The organism is Clostridioides sp. ZZV14-6387, assembly GCF_020657835.1.
Classification (GTDB): Bacteria; Bacillota; Clostridia; order Peptostreptococcales; family Peptostreptococcaceae; genus Clostridioides; species Clostridioides difficile_A.
The window spans coordinates 105,907-123,777 of the sequence record NZ_JAGWCW010000011.1; the positions used below are offsets into that span (position 1 = coordinate 105,907).

Sequence of the window (17,871 nt, forward strand, 5' to 3'; positions counted from 1 at the left end):
TTTTATTGAACTACTTTATCATCTACCTTAGTATTTTTATATTGCTCCAGTAATATATCTATTTCTTGTTTTAATTCCAATATCTCGGTTATATTTTTATCTGTTTCAGTTCTATCCAATTTTCTTTGATACTGCATAGCTTTGTGTGTGTCCCCTAAGTCATATAATTCTTGTATTCTATTTAGAGTATCTCTAATAGCTATAGATTTCATTTGATACATAGCCTGAGCTTTCATTATGTCCTCTCTTATTTCACTCATTTCTTGGTCTAAAAGAAAGGCAGCATCAGATGCTCTTCTAAGTCTTTCGGCAAGAGTCTCAGGTATGTAATGGTCATATTTATATTTTAATGAATGTTCTATTGTAGCCCAGAAATTCATTGCAAGAGTTCTTATTTGTATTTCACATATAATTTCCTTTGAACCCGCAATTGAGTTTATAGGGTATTTTATTATAACATGATAGCTTCTATAACCGCTATCTTTGTAATTTGTAATATAATCTTTTTCTCCTATTATAGTCATATCATTTCTTACTTTTATCAAATCAACTATAGCATATATATCTTCAACAAACTGGCACATTATTCTTATACCAGCAATATCATCAATTTCAGTTTCTATATCTTTTGCATTTATCCTTTTTAATTTAGATATTATGGAAGATATTTTTTTTGTTCTGCCTGTAACAAACTCTATGGGAGAATATTCACCTTTTGCTAAATATTCTTTTCTTATATTTTTAAATTTTATTTTTAGCTCTTCTACTGCATGTTCATAAGGCGCTAGTATTTCATTCCATTTTTCGTATTCCATATTGCTCACCCTTTATTTGTTTTTTATGACCTTCTTTATTTTATCATAATTTATTTTGTTTTTGTATAGTAAAGCAATTCCCCATTCTCCAATATATATCCTATTTCTCCTAAATCAACTAAGTAACTTATAACAGATACTAATGAAGATTTAAAAAAATGATACTCTTTATAATTATTGCTTAAATTATTGTTATTTATAATGTTTTTTAATAAAATTTCTAAAGATTTAGGCTCTTCAAGTAACTTTCTTATTTGATATAGATATTTTTTTAGAGCATTTAAATGTTTTTCGATTAATTCATAAGAATCTTCCTTTGATATTACTTGCTTGCCATGCCCTAAGACTAAGTACTCAAAATCTATATCTTTTAATTTCTCTAATGAATTTATTTGTTCTTGTATATCATATAAAAACAAGAAATCATATTTTGATAGAATTTCATCTCCTATCAATAAATCTCCAACAAAAATTACCTTATCCTTTGTCAAAACAGCGACACTTCCAGGTGTATGACCTTGAAATTCAATTATATCAAACATTTCATTATTTAATTCAAGCTTGCCAGCTTCTATAGATTTATCTATTTTTATATCATCCAAAAGTTTATTTTTTAAAATATTATCCATAAATACATTGCTCTTTCCCCCGACAATATACTTTGAAAATAGTTCTGGATTTTCTATATATAATTTATCGTATTTTGATGACATTATACACACATCTTTATAATACTCTTTAAATTGATTACATGCTCCATAGTGGTCATCATGACCATGAGTGTTTATAATATATTTAACTTGTATTTCATTTTCATCTAAAACTTTATTTACTCTCCTAGGTCTTGAACCACATAATCCTGGGTCTATCATAAGTGCTGTATTATCTTCAAATACATATATTCCTGTATTCGTGCCACCTTTTATAAAAAAGGTATTTCCTTTTACTTTTGTAAGATTCACCTTCTTCACCTCATTTTGACAATATTTATGCTACAATTTATTACTTACTAATATGAGAATCTACAAGAACAATCCTTTTTATTCTATCAATAGTTCTTCTTCTTATTTTGTACTCTTTAGATATCCTTATTTTTACATTATAGGATAAGCCTCTATAAAGTAATGACTCTATAAAATATTCAACTATCCCTCTATCTCTAAAATCTATATCTATGAGTCCATTAGAATAAATCTTTGAATCTAATATCATAAGTTTATCAGAAAAACTTAATCTCTCAGATTTACTTAAATAATCCTTGTCTGGAACAAAGCTATCACAGTAATCTATTCTATAATTTACCACTTCATCATTTATTTCAAATCCATATTGTTTCTTCATCAATACTTTATAATCGTTATTTTTCTTAGTGACATTATCTAAATTTTTATTATAGTCCTCTTTTTTCCAATGTCCAAACAGTCTACAATTTAATGGTCTAACTTCATATATTAAACATCTATTATTATTATCTTTAAATGGACATGCATTCTTTCTTGTATACTCTTCAAAGTAGTAATCTAATACCTTACTTATACAACTTCTTTTTAAATCAACTCTATCTTCAAGATAACAAAATATATTCAAAAACTCAATTAAATTTATACCTACTGATTCCATACAACAACTTCCACATCCAGAACAATTTCCTGTTGGCAAAGATTTATATACATCATTTAATTCATCAAAGAGCTTATTTTTAATGGAATAATCTATACAATTTAAAATATCTTTATTTTTTATACTAGTCATTATTATTACTCCTTGTTATAATTATTAAGTTAATACAAACAATTATTATAACATATTTTTAAAATTTAATCGCATAAGGAGGCATTTTATGAATAGATATACAAAAATAATTAATATGATGGGAAGTTATTACACAAAAGACTTTGAGAAAGAAAAAAAGAATGTAATAAAGGTTAGAGAAGTTAAAGAAGATACTGTTAGAAAATTTTTCTTACAAGGTGACTGTGAAGTTCTTGTAGTATTTGAGGATACTGGAAAAGAAATACTTATTGATGACTTTTCTCCTGAAGAAGAAATAAAAAAATATTTAGGACCAAAATTTGTAAATAAAAAAAGATAGATACCAAAAGTAATTCTAAAATTAAAATTTAATAAATGTATGGTTATAATTTTATATACTCATAGTTAAAAGTTATCTTTTATTTCTTTTTTAGACTTTAAGATAGCTTTTTTTCTATTTTTTGTAAAATAATCTCATAATTCACATTAATAATTCACAAAATGATATAATATAACAAATAGATAAATTTTAAAATATATAATTAATGTTTTGCGAGGTGATTTTATGCAAATTTATTTTAGAGTTAAAGCCGTTGGCAAACGTAAACCTATGCTAGAGCTTACTCCTTTTGATTTATCTGACAACATCAATTGCCTAAAAGAGGCTATCTCTGAAATTGTATCTAAAAATGTTCTTGAATATAATGAAAAAATCCCAGAAAAATCAATAATAAACTTCTTAACTAATGAAGAAATTGAATCTCAGGCTGATATTGGAAAAGTTGGATTTGGTTCTATTTATAACGAAAATAAACAATCTGTAGAAAAAGCAATAGAAGTTGCATTACAAGCATTTGAAGATGGAATTTACAAGGTGCTTATAAATGAAGATGTTATTGAAGAACTTAATTCCCCTATAAGTCTAAAAAATGGAGATATATTTACCTTTATAAGACTTACCCTACTTGCTGGAAGAATGTTTTAAAATAAATAATTTGGAGGTACATAAATGTTGGAACGTACTAGAGTAGAAAAAAATCCTAAAATAATTGAAAATTTAAAAAATAATATTACTAAATCCTCTTCAAAAAAGTATTATGACTTAGCAAAAGCTCTCTGGGACTGTATAGAAAATAGCTCATACTATTATAGAGACCCTGAAGATAAATTCTTAAATATGATAAAAAAATACTATAATTGCTATTATTATGAGATTAAAAATATAGATGAACTACTTTCTGGACCCTTAAAAAATGCTTTGGAGTTAATACTTACTTCTGAACAAGTAGAAGAACTTTGTAAGTTAATTAAAAGAAAGATGGATTATACATATTCAGGAGGCTATTATCGTAAAGGTTATCGCTCAAATAGACTTGTAGATTATTTTAGAAGTATAATTAGATTTATTTCAAACTATGTAGATTTAATTTATTATGATTTCTCAGTTATAGATTATCTTACGCTTCCAAATAAGGTCTTATACTATGACTCTGTAATGAGTGATAAAATAGCACTGGAAATAGATAAAGGTAATCAAGAAATAATCAATGCCTTGGAAGAAGTAATATTTGGAGAGAATCAAACTGCTCTACTTACAAGACAAATGATAATTGGTATTATGAAAAGTCATAGTGAGAAATGCTATGAAATGCTTTCTAAACTTCTTTTGGCAGCTAAGCAACAAGAAGGGCTTAGACAACAAATTGTGGAGAGCTTAGATGAAGGTACAATTCCTGCATCAATATACATGTTAAAAACTATCTTGGACAATAATTTAGAGAGATTTAGTTCTGTTATAAGAGCCTTAGATACATGGACAGGACTTGGTTTTTCAGACCAAAAACCCGGAATAATACGTAAGTGCTTAGAACTTTCATATAAATCATTAACTGATGAAAATTTCCGTACAGAATCAGTTAATAGTGATGATAATCTTGAAATTTATTTTGCTTTATGGTCTACTGCAACTTACAATATATATGACTCTTACTCTCTTATTGAAGATTTACTTTCTTGTCAGGAAAAATATAAAAAACTTGTAGGTCTTTACTTCTTGTCACATACAGAAAGTACATATTTCAAACACTCAATAGCATCTAAAAATATCAAGGGAGATGATTTAGAAATTCTAGCATGGGTAATTAGAAATTTCTATGTAGAAAGTTCTGTTGGCTACTACTATAATTGGCAAAAAAGAGAAACTGACTTTGACCTGTCAAACACTCCAATTGATAAAGACTTTAGTTCTAGAAAAGAACAATTTGAAAATTTAAAACATACTTTAGAAATTTTAAATTCAAAGACTAAATCTTTTTCAGGAAGCGTATTTCCATGGACTTGGATTGAAATTTCTTCTCACGATATACTTAAATGTATGATGACATTAACAGCATACGATATGAATGCCCAATTTATAGACACTCTTATGGAAAATTGTCATCTTATGAGCTCAGACTTAAGAGCTTCACTTATAGTCAACTTTATAAATGAACCAAAAACGGATAGACAACGTGAGTTCTTACTAGAATGTTTAAGTGATAAGAGTGTTTCCAATAGAGAAACTGTATTAAGTCTACTTAGAAAGCTTGAACTAACAGATATAGAGCTAGACAAAATAACCAATCTACTTTCTTTAAAGACAAGCTCTATTAGACAAACTGTAATAAAAATTTTACTTGAACAAGATGATTCAAAATTAGAGAACATCGCTTCCTCTCTTATAAAATCTTCAAATTCACAAAAATGTCTTGGAGGTCTTGAAATTGTAAGCTTATTAAAAGACAATACTAATAGACAAAAACTATATAATAAGCTTATTTTACTGATAGAAGATATTGATAAATCTAAAAAGAATACATCTCAAGTTCAAATATTAATTGATAATTTATTAGGTAAAGCAAAAAATGATTATTGTAAAGAAAATGGGTTTGGAATATATAATCCTAAAGACAAGGTTCAAATTCCTGAACAATTTACTTTTAAAGATGATTCTTCTACTCCATCAAAACTTAATAAAATTATTTCAAATATAAGTTTATCTTCAGGTGAAGAATCTATTTCTATATCAACAAAAAAAGAAGCTAAAAAAATTCTTGATACAGACATAAATAAAATAATACAAGTTTATGAAAAATTTGATGAACTTATTACTGAAAATGCAGACTATGAATATGAAGTTGAAAGATGGTCAGGTAATGTAGAAAAAGTACTTTTAGGTTACTCTACTTATAATCTGACTCCTATTAAATATAAGACTTCTAATGATACTCTTGATAATTATCCATTGGCAGGACTTTGGAGGGGAATTAGTAAAAAACTCGATTTAGACTACAAATTAATACTTGATATTTTATTTTATAATATAAATACATGCGGATATAATGAAATAGAAAAAAGTTGGTTTTCGTCTATCTATTCAAATGTTCTTGACTATAAAAAACAAAAGAAAATATATGCAAGACTTGATAAATTAAAATTCGATGCACTTACAAGAAGACTTCTAAGAGTTTTACTAAATGAGTTTGACCATAAAGAGATATTTGACTATTGTTTAGATATATATTATAAACTAAGAAATTTATTAACTACAGAACAATGTAAAAAACAAAGAGTTGAATTTACTAAAAACTATTATAGACAAAATGAATACTGCCCTGCTTTGGATGCCCCTATTTTAAATTATTGGCTTGATAAAGCAAATTCATTTATTTATGATGATATTTCTTTTACTAAGTTTTTCTATACTACATTTTCAAATTATCAGTTATTAGAATATAAGTTTCCTTTTTATACTAGCATAGGTGTATTTGCTCGTGCTCATGAATTAGGATTAATGACTGAAGAACAAGTTAATAGAGAAATTATAAGTGGATACAATTCATCAAATATAATAAGAACACTAACAAATCCTAGATGGGCTGGCGACACATTAGAAAAGTATCCTTGGCTTAAAAACAATTTAAAAACTGTTACAAATAGAGTTATAGAAATTGAATCACGTAGAGGTGATATGCCAACAGAAGTTTCTCATCTAGCTAATAACATACAATATTTTGAAGGTATAAATTATTTTGTAAATCTATTAGTTGCTCTTGGTAAAGAAACTTTTCAAAGGGGATATTCATATGGTAACAATTATTCAAAGAAAGATGTTTTAAGTTCTCTACTTAAAAATTGTTATCCTACTAAAGAAGATGACTCAAAAGAATTAAAAAAATTGCTTAAAGACACTGATATTACTGAATTAAGATTGATAGAAGCTGCTATGTATGCTCCTCAATGGGTCAATATAATTGAAAAGTATTTAAACTGGAAGGGTCTAAAGAGTACAATTTGGTACTTCCATGCACACATAAATGAAGGATTTTCTGCGCAAAAAGAATCAGAAGTTGCTCTATTCTCCCCTATTTCACCACGTAGTTTTATCGATGGGGCTTTTGATATAGACTGGTTTTTGGATTCATATAAGACCATTGGTGAAGAAAGATTCAATCTACTTTACAAATCAGCTAAGTATATAACTAGTGGTGGAAACTCTCATAGACGTGCACAACTTTATGCTGATGCTACACTTGGTAAACTTGATAAGGACATGTTAATGAAGGAAATTGAAACAAATAGAAATCAAGACAAGCTGAGAAGTTTTTCTTTACTTCCTATGAAAAAAGGAGACCTTAAAGAAGCAACTTTCCGTTATGAATTTATCCAAAAATTTGCTAAAGAAAGTAAACAATTTGGAGCACAACGTCGTGAAAGTGAATCAAAAGCTTGTACAATAGCGCTAGAAAATCTAGCTCGAAGTGCTGGTTTTGGAGATGTCAATCGTATGATGTGGGCTCTTGAAACTGAAAAACTAAATGAAGTCTCTCATTTATTTAAGCCAAAAGATATTGATGGAACTTCAATTTGGATAGATGTTGATGAAAATGGTAAAGCATCTACTAAAGTCCAGAAAGGTAATAAAGCTTTAAAAAGTATACCAAAAGCCATTGCCAAACATCCATATGTACTTGAACTTAAATCTGTTCAAAAAGATTTAAAGAGTCAGTATTCTCGTGCAAAACAGAGTTTAGAACAAGCTATGAAAAATGAAATAATATTTACAGTTAAAGAAATCTCCAATATTTATAAAAACCCAGTTATCTGCCCTTTGATTAAGAATCTAGTGTGGGTGTGCGATGATAATATTGGATATGTTTATAATGATAAGTCTAAGTTCTTTATTTGCAATATAGAGGGCGAGACTTCTAAATTAACAGCAAAAAATAAATTAAAACTTGCACATCCGGTTCATCTTTTTGAATCTGGTAAATGGAGTGAATTCCAACATGACTTATTTAATAAGCAAATTGTTCAGCCATTTAAGCAAGTATTTCGCGAGTATTATAGAATAAATAGTGATGAATTATCTGAAAAAACTATATCTCGTAGATATGCTGGACACCAAATCCAGCCAAAGAAAACTGTAGCACTTCTTAGAAATCAGCTTTGGACTGTTGATTATGAAGAAGGTTTACAAAAAGTGTTTTATAAAGAAAATATAGTAGCAAAAATGTTTGCACTTGCTGATTGGTTTTCGCCAGCAGATATTGAGCCCCCTACTATTGAAACAGTAGAATTCTTTGATAGAAAGACTTATAAAAGCTTAGAATTGGCTTCAATACCTCCAATTTTATTTTCAGAAGTTATGCGTGATATAGACCTCGTTGTAAGTGTCGCTCATGCTGGTGGTGTTGACCCTGAAACAAGCCATTCTACTGTAGAGATGCGTATAGCAATTGCTAAAGAATTGCTATTATTGTTAAAGATTAAAAATGTCAATTTTGAAGGGTCTCATGCTCTTATAGTAGGCAATTTAGGTGAGTATTCTGTACATATGGGTTCTGGTATCGTACATAAAAAAGGAATGGGTGCTTTAAATATACTTCCTGTACATTCTCAAAGTAGAGGAAAGATATTCCTTCCTTTTGCTGATGAAGACCCTAAGACTGCTGAGATTATGTCTAAAATCTTATTACTTGCTGAAGATAATAAGATTAAAGACCCTAGTATCTTAAGCAACTTATAAATATAAGATTTATCTCTAAAACATATTGGGCTTTCTAATTTTCCATGAAAGTCCAATATGTTTTATATTATATTTTATACGAATTAATTTATAACTATAGCAAATTTATATGATATCTTCATCGTACATATTGTATATCACTGAAAATTTTTTTCTTCATTAGAACCTTTTAACCCTATAAAATCTGTATAGAAAATCTTTTTCTAAAGATTTATTTAAAGTAGCACTTTCTTGAAAATTTATAAATTTTATTTCTAAAGAAGACTTATTTATAGGTATAACCTTATGTATAAGTCTTAAATTTACTATGTATTGTCTATGAGTCATAAAGAAATTAGGAGGTAGGCGTTTTTTTAAATCATCAAAGTTTTCATAAAATTTTATCGTATCTTCATCTCTAGTATATAAATTAATAGCTCTTGAATTTTTCTCAAACATGACTATATCATCAAAATTAATCATATGTATCTGTTTCCTTATTTTATATACAAAAAGAGTATCTTCTATAAAATTATTTTTTGCAATTTTATGAGAGTTAATGTGGTCTATTGCTATATTAATTGAATCAAGTATTTTTTCTTTTTTAAACGGCTTAACTATAAAATCTATAGGATGTACTTTAAAGCTCTCAAGACTATAGTCAGCAAAACCTGTTACAAAAACTATATGTATATCTTTATCTATAGAAAGAATTTCTTTTGCAGAATCAATCCCATTTTTATATGGCATATCAATGTCAATAATCAATAAGTCTATTTTCTCACTTTTTATAAATTCAATTGCTTCTATACCATCCTTGACTTTCTTAACATAATCTACATATCCAGACTCTTTAACTATATTTGCTATATCATCTCTTACAACTTTATCATCATCACAAATCAAAACTTTTATCACAGACTTCTCTCCTCCTAACTAATAATATTTTGGTATTAAAATTACAAATTCAGTTAAAAAATCGTCACTATTTACAAGTATACTATAATCATACTTATCTAGTATATTTTTAACTAGATATAACCCAAAACCTCTGTCTTGCCCTTCTTTAGTGCTAAATCCATCCAAAAATATACTTTCGACATTATGTATTTTAGGACCATTATTTTTTATGGCTATAATATACTGAAATTCATCTTCATATGCATGTAATCTTATATACTTCTTTTCCTTTTGTATAGCAGACAAAGATTCTATTGCATTGTCTATTATGTTTAATAGCACTGAACTCATATCATTAGGTTCAATCTCTAAATTATCCATAAAATCTTGGATATATACATCAAAAGATATGTTCTTTTCAAGACATTCCTCATATTTTAAGGAAGCTATAGCATCTAAATAAGATACTTTCCCATATCTTGAATTTTTTGATTTAAAGCTATTTGATATATTCGCTATATATTCTTTTGCATCTTCAGCTAACCCAGTATTTAATAGAGAATATACTACTTGTAAATGTTTTAAATAGTCATGTTTTTGACTTCTTAATTTTACGATTATATTGTCCTTATGATTTATTTTACTGTCTAATTTTTGTAGCTTATACTCTTGTTTATTGTTATTGTCTAGTAATCTTATAAATTTAAATCCTATATAAAAGCTTAAAATAATTAAAATTAAAAAAAGTATAATATTTAATACTCCTTCAAGTAAAAAATTATATCCTAAACTTAATTGTATATACTCAATACCCTCCATGAATAAAATCCATACAAAACACGATACAAAAAACGTTAATATTCCTCTTTTTAATATGTCTAATTCTTTATAAAACCTGTATTTATTCATTATAAGATTACTAAATATAAACAAAGTTAGTATTACTATAGGAAATATAAAATTATTCTCCATAATTCCCCTCCCATCTACACTTTATATGAGGATTATATCATTTTAGAAAAATTATGTAAAAAGTCAAATTTTACATGTACATTAATTAAACTTGCAAAAACACATATAAATTTGTACAATTAAGTACTCAAAACTTGAAGATACTTACTTTGCTATATATTTTAAATAAACATATAATTGAGTTAGCTAAGAAAGGAAGTGGTAAATATGAAAGATAATTTGAAAATAGTACTAAGATACATAAAAAGTTATAAAGCAAGATCTTTAGCAATTACTCTGAGTATAATTCTTGCTACATCACTCATTGTCGGTATTGGTACCCTCTCAAGAAGTGCTCAACAAGCAGAGGTAGATAGATCAAAGAGAGAGCTTGGAACTGACCATGCATACTTTAAAGATATAAAGAGAAATCAATTAGAATCCATAAAATCTGGTAAAGATATTAAAAACCTAGGTATAACATCTTATTATGCATCTACAGATGTTAATGAAAAATTACCTATAAACATACAATATGCAAATAAAAATTACTTAACTAATCAATCTAAACTTATAAAAGGTCACCTCCCAAAAGCTAACAATGAGGTGGTGGTAGAAAAATGGGTTTTAAATAGTATGGGTTTAAAGCCAGAAATAAATCAAAACCTTACTTTTAAATTATATCAAAAAGAAAAACCAGAGACCTTTAAAGTTGTAGGAATACTTGAAGATAGATTTATAGAGAAACAAAAGGGGAAATGTGAAATTTTTTTAAACCTACATGAATCAAAATTGAATAAGTTTACAGCTTCTATTGAATTTAATGAAGGCAGTGATATAAATACAAACATAGACAATATAGTAAAAAATGCTATGTTGGATGAGAAAAGCGTAGGAAGAAACTCAATGCTTATAGACGATACTATGGAAAATGGTACTTTAGATAATTCAAGTAAATATGTTGCAATTGCTATGAGTATATTTTCTGGTATTGTAATCTATAGTATCTATGTTATATCAATATACCAAAGAGTACAAGAATATGGTATCTTAAGAGCTATTGGCTCCACTAACTTTAGGATTTTCAAACTTATGTTTTATGAACTTTTCATACTTGCTCTGATAGCAATGCCTCTAGGTATATGTACAGGTATGGGAGGTGCACAAATATTTAATAGGTTTGCAGGAAATATTCAATTTGAAGGAAATATAAATGTTACCCCTTTTGTTATTCCAGATAAAATAATCCTCTTATCAATTGCATGTATAATACTGACAATACTCATTATAAGTTTCTTTACATATTTAAAGATAAGAAGAATTTCTCCTATTGATGCTATAAGAAAAACTTTTGGAACTGATAAAAATATAATCAAAGTTAATTCTTTAATATCAAAATTGACTTTAAATATGTCAGTAACAAAATCTATATCTGCAAAAAACATCTTTAGAAATAAAAAGGGATTCCTTATAATTGTATTATCTATGAGTATAGGAGGTATAATTGTCATAAAAGACAATTATAAATATTCTTTTTTAGATGTCAAAAACAAAAACATTCAAGAGCAAGTATATATGAATGCAGATTTTATTCTATCAAATACTTATCTCAATGAAATTGGTAGCAATACCTCTTTTAAAGATATAAGGGGATTTAATGATAATCAGATAGATAAAATTAAAAATATAGATGGAATTGACAAAGTCAAAACTGCTAGCATCTTAAACACGAGAATAGAGGTAAATAAAATAAATAGATTAGATTACTACGAAGCTATAAATTCAGCTCCTTATTATAAGAAAAATCCTTTATTTATAAAAAATAAGACTACTGGAAAATATACATTAAAACAAAAGTTAAAAGGTTATAATGATGAGATGATAAATTCATTAGAAGATTACTTAGTAAGTGGAAGTATAAACTTGAAAAAAATGAAAAAAGAAAACTTAGCTATAGTATATGTACCAGAAATTTCTAAAACACAAAAATATACAAAGACCTTTACTCCTGGTGAAGGGACACCAGCTATAGATATAAAGGTAGGTGATACTATAAAAGTTAAATACCCGAAGGCTGGAATGGATACAGGACTTTATGAAAGTTTAAAAGATAATTATGAATACTTAGAATATGAATTTAAAGTTGGAGCTATTATAAGTTATCCTTTTGCAGATAATGGTATGTACTCTGGAGATGATGGTGTAGATGTAATAACGAGTAGCGAATATCTAAAAAAATTAACTGGTGTAGATAAGTATAACTTAGTTTATACAGACATTAATGAAAATGCAAACAAGAAAAAAATAAATAGACTTCTAGGTAAAATTGGAAGTGAAGTTCCTGGAACTACAACAGTAGATATGATGGTAGAAAAAGAAAATTCTGATAAGATGACATCTAGGTCTTTGATTTATAGTTATGGCATAGTAACAGTAATGTTTATAATTAGTGTACTTAACATAATAAATAACATAAGTTATAACTTAACTTCAAGAACTAGTGAATTTGGAATGTTGAGAGCTATTGGTATTTCTGAGAGAGGCTTTAAAAATATGATACTCTATGAAGGAATATTATATGGAACACTCTCAAGTGTAATTACCATCATTTCAGGACTTATAATACAGTTTAAAATGTATTATATGCAAGGCTTTGTATCATATGGCTTGGGATTTTCAATAGATTACAAAATATATATCCTAGTTGTTTTAGCAAACATAATTGTAGGTATCCTAGCTACATATATTCCATTAAGGAAAATAAATAAAATTAGTATAGTTGAAGCTATAAACATTACAGAATAGGAGGATTAATTATGCCTATATTAGAGATTCTTAACTTAGGTAAGATTTATGGAAAAAAGGAAACAGCTGTACATGCACTAAAGGATGCAAATTTAAAAATAAATAAGGGTGAATTTGTTGCGATAATTGGTCCAAGTGGAAGTGGAAAAAGCACATTTCTACATTTAGTAGGCGGTCTTGAGAGACCAAGTAGTGGAACTATAAAAGTCGATGGTAAAGATATATGTTGCCTTTCAGATAAAAGATTAGCAAAATATAGAAGACAAAAAGTAGGATTTGTCTTTCAACAGTATAACCTAATTCCAGTATTAAATGTAAAAGAAAATATAGAATTACCACTAAAGTTAGACAATAAAAAAGTCGATGAAGAATATATCGAAGACATTATAAATTTATTGGGTCTTAGTGAGAGGAAAAATCATCTTCCAAATCAATTATCTGGTGGTCAACAACAAAGAGTTGCTATTGCACGCGCTTTATCTGCAAAACCGAGTATAATACTAGCAGATGAACCAACAGGAAATTTGGATAGTAAAACTACAGAAGAAGTCATGGATTTACTAAAAAATTCTATAAAAAAATATAACCAAACTCTTATAATAATAACACATAATGAAAATATTGCTAGAAAAGCAGATAGAATTATATCTATAATAGATGGAGAGCTTAGTTAAACTAATACTCTAAAACTACTTATAGAAAAGAGGATTTAAATGTTATTGGTTTTAGGTAATTTAAATTTAGACTTGGATTTTGACTATAGAATAATAAGAGAAGAAAACGATGATGTAGATGTATTTATAGATATTAATTATCGTAGCTTAGATATAGATACTGACGGTTCTAACTTATTTAATTCTAGAATCCAATTTCCCTTTGTAAGAGCATTGATTCTAAGGGTAAATAAGAACAATCAATGTATGACAATTCATTTATTAAGGGACATAGATTTATTCTCTGCTTTTGCTAACTTTGAAGTAGATTATACTGATTCTATAATAAATATAAAAAATCAAAGTGAGAAAGTTATTCTAAATAAATCTATCAAAAAGTAGTAAGGGGGCCTTAATAGGCCCCAATTCTTTTTGTTTTCTAAACTTATTATATCATGATAAATAAATTAGTCAATAGAATTTTCTGAATATTTTTATAATTTTTTCATAAAGTTTTTTATATATTCTGCTTTAAAATTATATGTAATAAAAAAATTTTCCGACTAATTTTAAAGTTAATTGATTAAATACACATATTCAAAATCAATATGAATTTCTTAACTTTTTATCATTTCCGTTTAAGATTTAAGTTATAATGTATTATTAAAAACTATTTATATACGACTCTAATAAAAATCTATTTATATTCAAGTCTAATAGAACCTATATTGTACAATAAATATTATTTACCATAATAAACTTTTAAATATATCTCTTTTAATTCACTCATCAATGGGTATCTAGGATTAGCTCCTGTACATTGGTCATCAAAAGCTTGTTCAACCATAGCATCTAATCCTTCTAAGAATTTAGATTCTTCTACCCCAGCCTCTTTTATAGTTTTAGGAAGTCCTACTCTTGCCTTTAATTCATCTATTGCTTTTATAAGGTTATCTACTTTTTCTTGGTCTGTATTTCCCTTGATTCCTGCAAAAGAAGCAAATTCAGCATATCTTTGTATACAATCAGGATATCTGTATTGTGAGAATGCACCCATCTTATTTGGAGCTTCTGCACAATTGAACTTAATTACTTCATTTATTAATAATGCATTTGCAACACCATGTTGAACGTGGTGGAATGCACCCAGTTTATGTGCTAGAGAGTGACAAATTCCTAAGAAAGCATTTGCGAAAGACATCCCAGCCATAGTAGATGCCATTGCCATTTTTTCTCTTGCTTCTTTATCATTCTTTCCATTTTTATATGCACGAGGTAGATATTCAAATATTATTTTACCTGCTTGAAGTGCTAATCCATCAGCTGGTTCAGTTCTTAACATAGACACATATGCTTCTAGTGCATGTGTTAAGGCATCAACACCTGATGCTGCTGTTAATCTTGGTGGCATCTCCATCATCATGTCAGCATCGATTATAGCCATGTTTGGCATTAATTCATAATCTGCTAATGGATATTTTACACCTGAATCTTGGTCAGTTATAACTGCAAATGGAGTTACCTCTGAACCAGTACCTGCTGAAGTTGGGATAGCAGCAAAGTATGCTTTTTCACCCATTTTAGGGAATGCATATACTCTTTTTCTTATATCCATAAATCTCATAGCCAAATCTTGGAAGTCTACCTCTGGATGCTCATACATTACCCACATTATCTTACCAGCATCCATTGCGCTACCTCCACCTACAGCTATTATTAAATCTGGTTGGAAATCAGCCATAGCCTTAGCTCCTTCTCTTGCACAAGCTAATGTTGGGTCTGGAGCAACATCAAAGAATGTAGTATGCTTAATTCCCATCTCATCTAACAAATCAGTTAGCTTCTTAGTGTATCCATTATTGTAAAGGAAAGAATCTGTTACTATAAAGGCTTTCTTTTTATCCATAACATCTTTAAATTCTCTTGCTGCTACACCTAAACAACCTTTTTTGAAATAAACCTTTTCTGGTGCTCTAAACCAAAGCATATTCTCTCTCCTTTCAGCTACTGTCTTGATATTAAGTAAATGTTTCACTCCTACGTTTTCAGATACTGAGTTTCCACCCCAAGAACCACAACCAAGAGTAAGAGATGGTGCTAATTTAAAGTTATATAAGTCACCTATACCACCTTGTGACGATGGAGTATTAACTAATACTCTACAAGTTTTCATAGCATTTACAAACTTCTCTACTCTATCTGGATGATTTATAGAGTCTGCATATAACGAAGATGTATGGCCATATCCACCATCTGCAACTAATTTTTCAGCTTTAGCAACTGCATCTTCAAAACTTTTAGATTTGTACATTGCAAGTACTGGAGAAAGTTTTTCATGTGCAAAAGGTTCTTCTACTTCAACAGATTCTACTTCACCAATTATTATTCTAGCTGTTTTTGGAACTTCTACATCAGCCATTTTAGCTATCACATGAGCTGGCTGACCAACTATCTTAGCATTTAATGAACCATCAATTATTACTACTTTTCCTACTTTTTCTGTTTCTTCTTTATTTAAGAAATGTGCTCCACGATATTTAAATTCTTTTTTAACTTCTTCATATATTTTTTCTGGCACTATTACTGCTTGCTCAGAAGCACATATCATACCATTATCAAATGATTTTGATACTAATATTGAACTAACAGCCATTTTTACATCTGCACTCTCATCTATTATTGCAGGTACATTTCCAGGTCCAACTCCAACAGCTGGCTTTCCTGAAGAATATGCAGATTTAACCATTCCAGGTCCACCAGTAGCCAATATAAGGTCTGCCTCTGCCATAACAACGTTAGTAAGTTCAATTGAAGGTACATCTACCCAACCTATAAGTCCTTTTGGGGCACCTGCTTTAACTGCTGCATCATGTACAACTTTAGCTGCTTCTATAGTACAGTTTTTAGCTCTTGGATGAGGAGAGAAAATTATACCATTTCTAGTTTTTAGTGCTATTAGGGACTTAAATATTGCAGTCGATGTAGGATTAGTTGTTGGTATAACTGCTGATAAAACACCTACTGGTTCAGCAATTCTTGTGAAACCAAATGCTTCATCTTTTTCTATAACACCACAAGTTTTAGTGTCTTTATAAGCATTATAAATATACTCTGAAGCAAAATGATTTTTTATAACCTTATCTTCAACAATACCCATACCAGTTTCTTCTACTGCCATTTTTGCTAGAGGTATTCTTTGTTGATTTGCTGCAGTTGAAGCAGCTAAGAAAATTTTATCTACTTGCTCTTGTGTAAATGTTGCAAATTCTTTTTGTGCTAGTCTGATTTCTTCTAGCCTCATTTTTAATGTCTCAACACTATTGACAATTTCAGGACTACATACTTCAACATTTAATTTTTCTACAGCTTTTTCTTTCTTCTCCATACTAAAAACCTCCCTAAATAATTATGTATCGCCTATTTTTATAAATCTTAAATACATCATCTATATTTTAACTTATACTTAAAATATTTTTATAGATTTCATGTCTATACCTTAGATTTTATTTACTTTGTCTCTCTAGGTCAAGAAGTTTTTTTCTGAATATTTTGTCAATTTATTTTTTAACAAATACATTATTTTTTTTACTTTTATTTAAATTTTTTATTTAAATGAGATATTTTTCATTTGAATAATTTACTTTGACTAAATAAAATACTAAAATGATAATTTATATCTTTCACTTTTTTTACTTATTAAATTTTATATGTTATTTATGTATTATTTGCATAAATAACATATAAAATTTTTGTCATATTTTCATAAAATAACACTTATCTTTGACTTATATGCAATTTTTCGTTCTACAACATCCGTATAATTTTAAAAAATATATAAACTGAAATTAGTATAGTTTATATAAGTTATTTTTAAATCAATACATACTTAGTATACTTTTCATATCTATAAATAATTTTTATGTTAAATCCGTTAATTTTTTACTTATAA

Annotated in this window: 12 protein-coding genes; 6 read left to right on the forward strand and 6 right to left on the reverse strand. The window is 27.9% G+C overall.

Translation table 11 applies throughout. The features are described 5' to 3' along the window. Window positions 1-2: 2 nt before the first annotated feature. Genes KGF38_RS09130 through KGF38_RS09140 form a run of 3 tightly spaced genes read right to left on the reverse strand, consistent with a single transcriptional unit; the run spans window position 3 to window position 2,567 of the window. Window positions 3-815, reverse strand: a complete 813-nt coding sequence (locus tag KGF38_RS09130; protein WP_054268925.1) for a GTP pyrophosphokinase family protein — start codon at window positions 813-815, stop codon at window positions 3-5. Between the two features lie 50 nt (window positions 816-865). Further along, window positions 866-1,777: an MBL fold metallo-hydrolase gene (locus tag KGF38_RS09135; RefSeq protein ID WP_054268924.1), complete on the reverse strand. Its 912-nt coding sequence runs from the start codon at window positions 1,775-1,777 to the stop codon at window positions 866-868. 40 nt (window positions 1,778-1,817) lie between these two features. Continuing rightward, on the reverse strand, window positions 1,818-2,567 hold the full coding sequence (locus tag KGF38_RS09140; protein ID WP_074179968.1) for a YkgJ family cysteine cluster protein: 750 nt from the start codon (window positions 2,565-2,567) through the stop codon (window positions 1,818-1,820). A gap of 88 nt (window positions 2,568-2,655) precedes the next feature. Between KGF38_RS09140 and KGF38_RS09145 the strand changes: the two genes are divergently transcribed. From KGF38_RS09145 to KGF38_RS09155, 3 genes are all read left to right on the forward strand, one after another. Next, window positions 2,656-2,907: a hypothetical protein gene (locus KGF38_RS09145; protein WP_054268922.1), complete on the forward strand. Its 252-nt coding sequence runs from the start codon at window positions 2,656-2,658 to the stop codon at window positions 2,905-2,907. 225 nt (window positions 2,908-3,132) lie between these two features. Then, on the forward strand, window positions 3,133-3,552 hold the full coding sequence (locus KGF38_RS09150; RefSeq protein WP_054268921.1) for a hypothetical protein: 420 nt from the start codon (window positions 3,133-3,135) through the stop codon (window positions 3,550-3,552). A gap of 24 nt (window positions 3,553-3,576) precedes the next feature. Beyond that, window positions 3,577-8,634 (forward strand): DUF4132 domain-containing protein, encoded by a 5,058-nt coding sequence (locus tag KGF38_RS09155; RefSeq protein ID WP_074179966.1) that lies wholly within the window; start codon window positions 3,577-3,579, stop codon window positions 8,632-8,634. A gap of 159 nt (window positions 8,635-8,793) precedes the next feature. On the opposite strand, the gene KGF38_RS09160 is transcribed toward KGF38_RS09155, so the two are convergent. Beyond that, window positions 8,794-9,531: a LytR/AlgR family response regulator transcription factor gene (locus KGF38_RS09160; protein ID WP_074179965.1), complete on the reverse strand. Its 738-nt coding sequence runs from the start codon at window positions 9,529-9,531 to the stop codon at window positions 8,794-8,796. 18 nt (window positions 9,532-9,549) lie between these two features. After that, window positions 9,550-10,485, reverse strand: a complete 936-nt coding sequence (locus KGF38_RS09165) for a sensor histidine kinase (protein WP_074179964.1) — start codon at window positions 10,483-10,485, stop codon at window positions 9,550-9,552. A gap of 207 nt (window positions 10,486-10,692) precedes the next feature. Between KGF38_RS09165 and KGF38_RS09170 the strand changes: the two genes are divergently transcribed. The 3 genes from KGF38_RS09170 to KGF38_RS09180 are packed head-to-tail and all read left to right on the forward strand — an operon-like array spanning window position 10,693 to window position 14,324. Further along, on the forward strand, window positions 10,693-13,269 hold the full coding sequence (locus KGF38_RS09170) for an ABC transporter permease (RefSeq protein WP_074179963.1): 2,577 nt from the start codon (window positions 10,693-10,695) through the stop codon (window positions 13,267-13,269). A gap of 11 nt (window positions 13,270-13,280) precedes the next feature. After that, window positions 13,281-13,943, forward strand: coding sequence for an ABC transporter ATP-binding protein (locus KGF38_RS09175; protein ID WP_054275714.1), 663 nt, complete (start codon window positions 13,281-13,283; stop codon window positions 13,941-13,943). Between the two features lie 39 nt (window positions 13,944-13,982). Then, window positions 13,983-14,324 carry a hypothetical protein gene (locus KGF38_RS09180; RefSeq protein ID WP_021382906.1) on the forward strand — a complete coding sequence of 114 codons (342 nt, stop codon included), beginning with the start codon at window positions 13,983-13,985 and terminating at the stop codon, window positions 14,322-14,324. 340 nt (window positions 14,325-14,664) lie between these two features. Here KGF38_RS09180 and adhE read toward each other — a convergent pair whose 3' ends face one another. Next, on the reverse strand, window positions 14,665-17,307 hold the full coding sequence (gene adhE / locus KGF38_RS09185; RefSeq protein WP_074179962.1) for a bifunctional acetaldehyde-CoA/alcohol dehydrogenase: 2,643 nt from the start codon (window positions 17,305-17,307) through the stop codon (window positions 14,665-14,667). Between the last annotated feature and the right edge of the window lie 564 nt (window positions 17,308-17,871).

Coding starts and splice junctions, on each gene's coding strand:
- KGF38_RS09165 (WP_074179964.1), bottom strand. CDS start 10,485: ATGGAGAATAATTTTATATTTCCTATAGTAATACTAACTTTGTTTATA.
- KGF38_RS09140 (WP_074179968.1), bottom strand. CDS start 2,567: ATGACTAGTATAAAAAATAAAGATATTTTAAATTGTATAGATTATTCC.
- KGF38_RS09155 (WP_074179966.1), top strand. CDS start 3,577: ATGTTGGAACGTACTAGAGTAGAAAAAAATCCTAAAATAATTGAAAAT.
- KGF38_RS09180 (WP_021382906.1), top strand. CDS start 13,983: ATGTTATTGGTTTTAGGTAATTTAAATTTAGACTTGGATTTTGACTAT.
- KGF38_RS09175 (WP_054275714.1), top strand. CDS start 13,281: ATGCCTATATTAGAGATTCTTAACTTAGGTAAGATTTATGGAAAAAAG.
- KGF38_RS09150 (WP_054268921.1), top strand. CDS start 3,133: ATGCAAATTTATTTTAGAGTTAAAGCCGTTGGCAAACGTAAACCTATG.
- KGF38_RS09170 (WP_074179963.1), top strand. CDS start 10,693: ATGAAAGATAATTTGAAAATAGTACTAAGATACATAAAAAGTTATAAA.
- KGF38_RS09145 (WP_054268922.1), top strand. CDS start 2,656: ATGAATAGATATACAAAAATAATTAATATGATGGGAAGTTATTACACA.
- KGF38_RS09130 (WP_054268925.1), bottom strand. CDS start 815: ATGGAATACGAAAAATGGAATGAAATACTAGCGCCTTATGAACATGCA.
- adhE (WP_074179962.1), bottom strand. CDS start 17,307: ATGGAGAAGAAAGAAAAAGCTGTAGAAAAATTAAATGTTGAAGTATGT.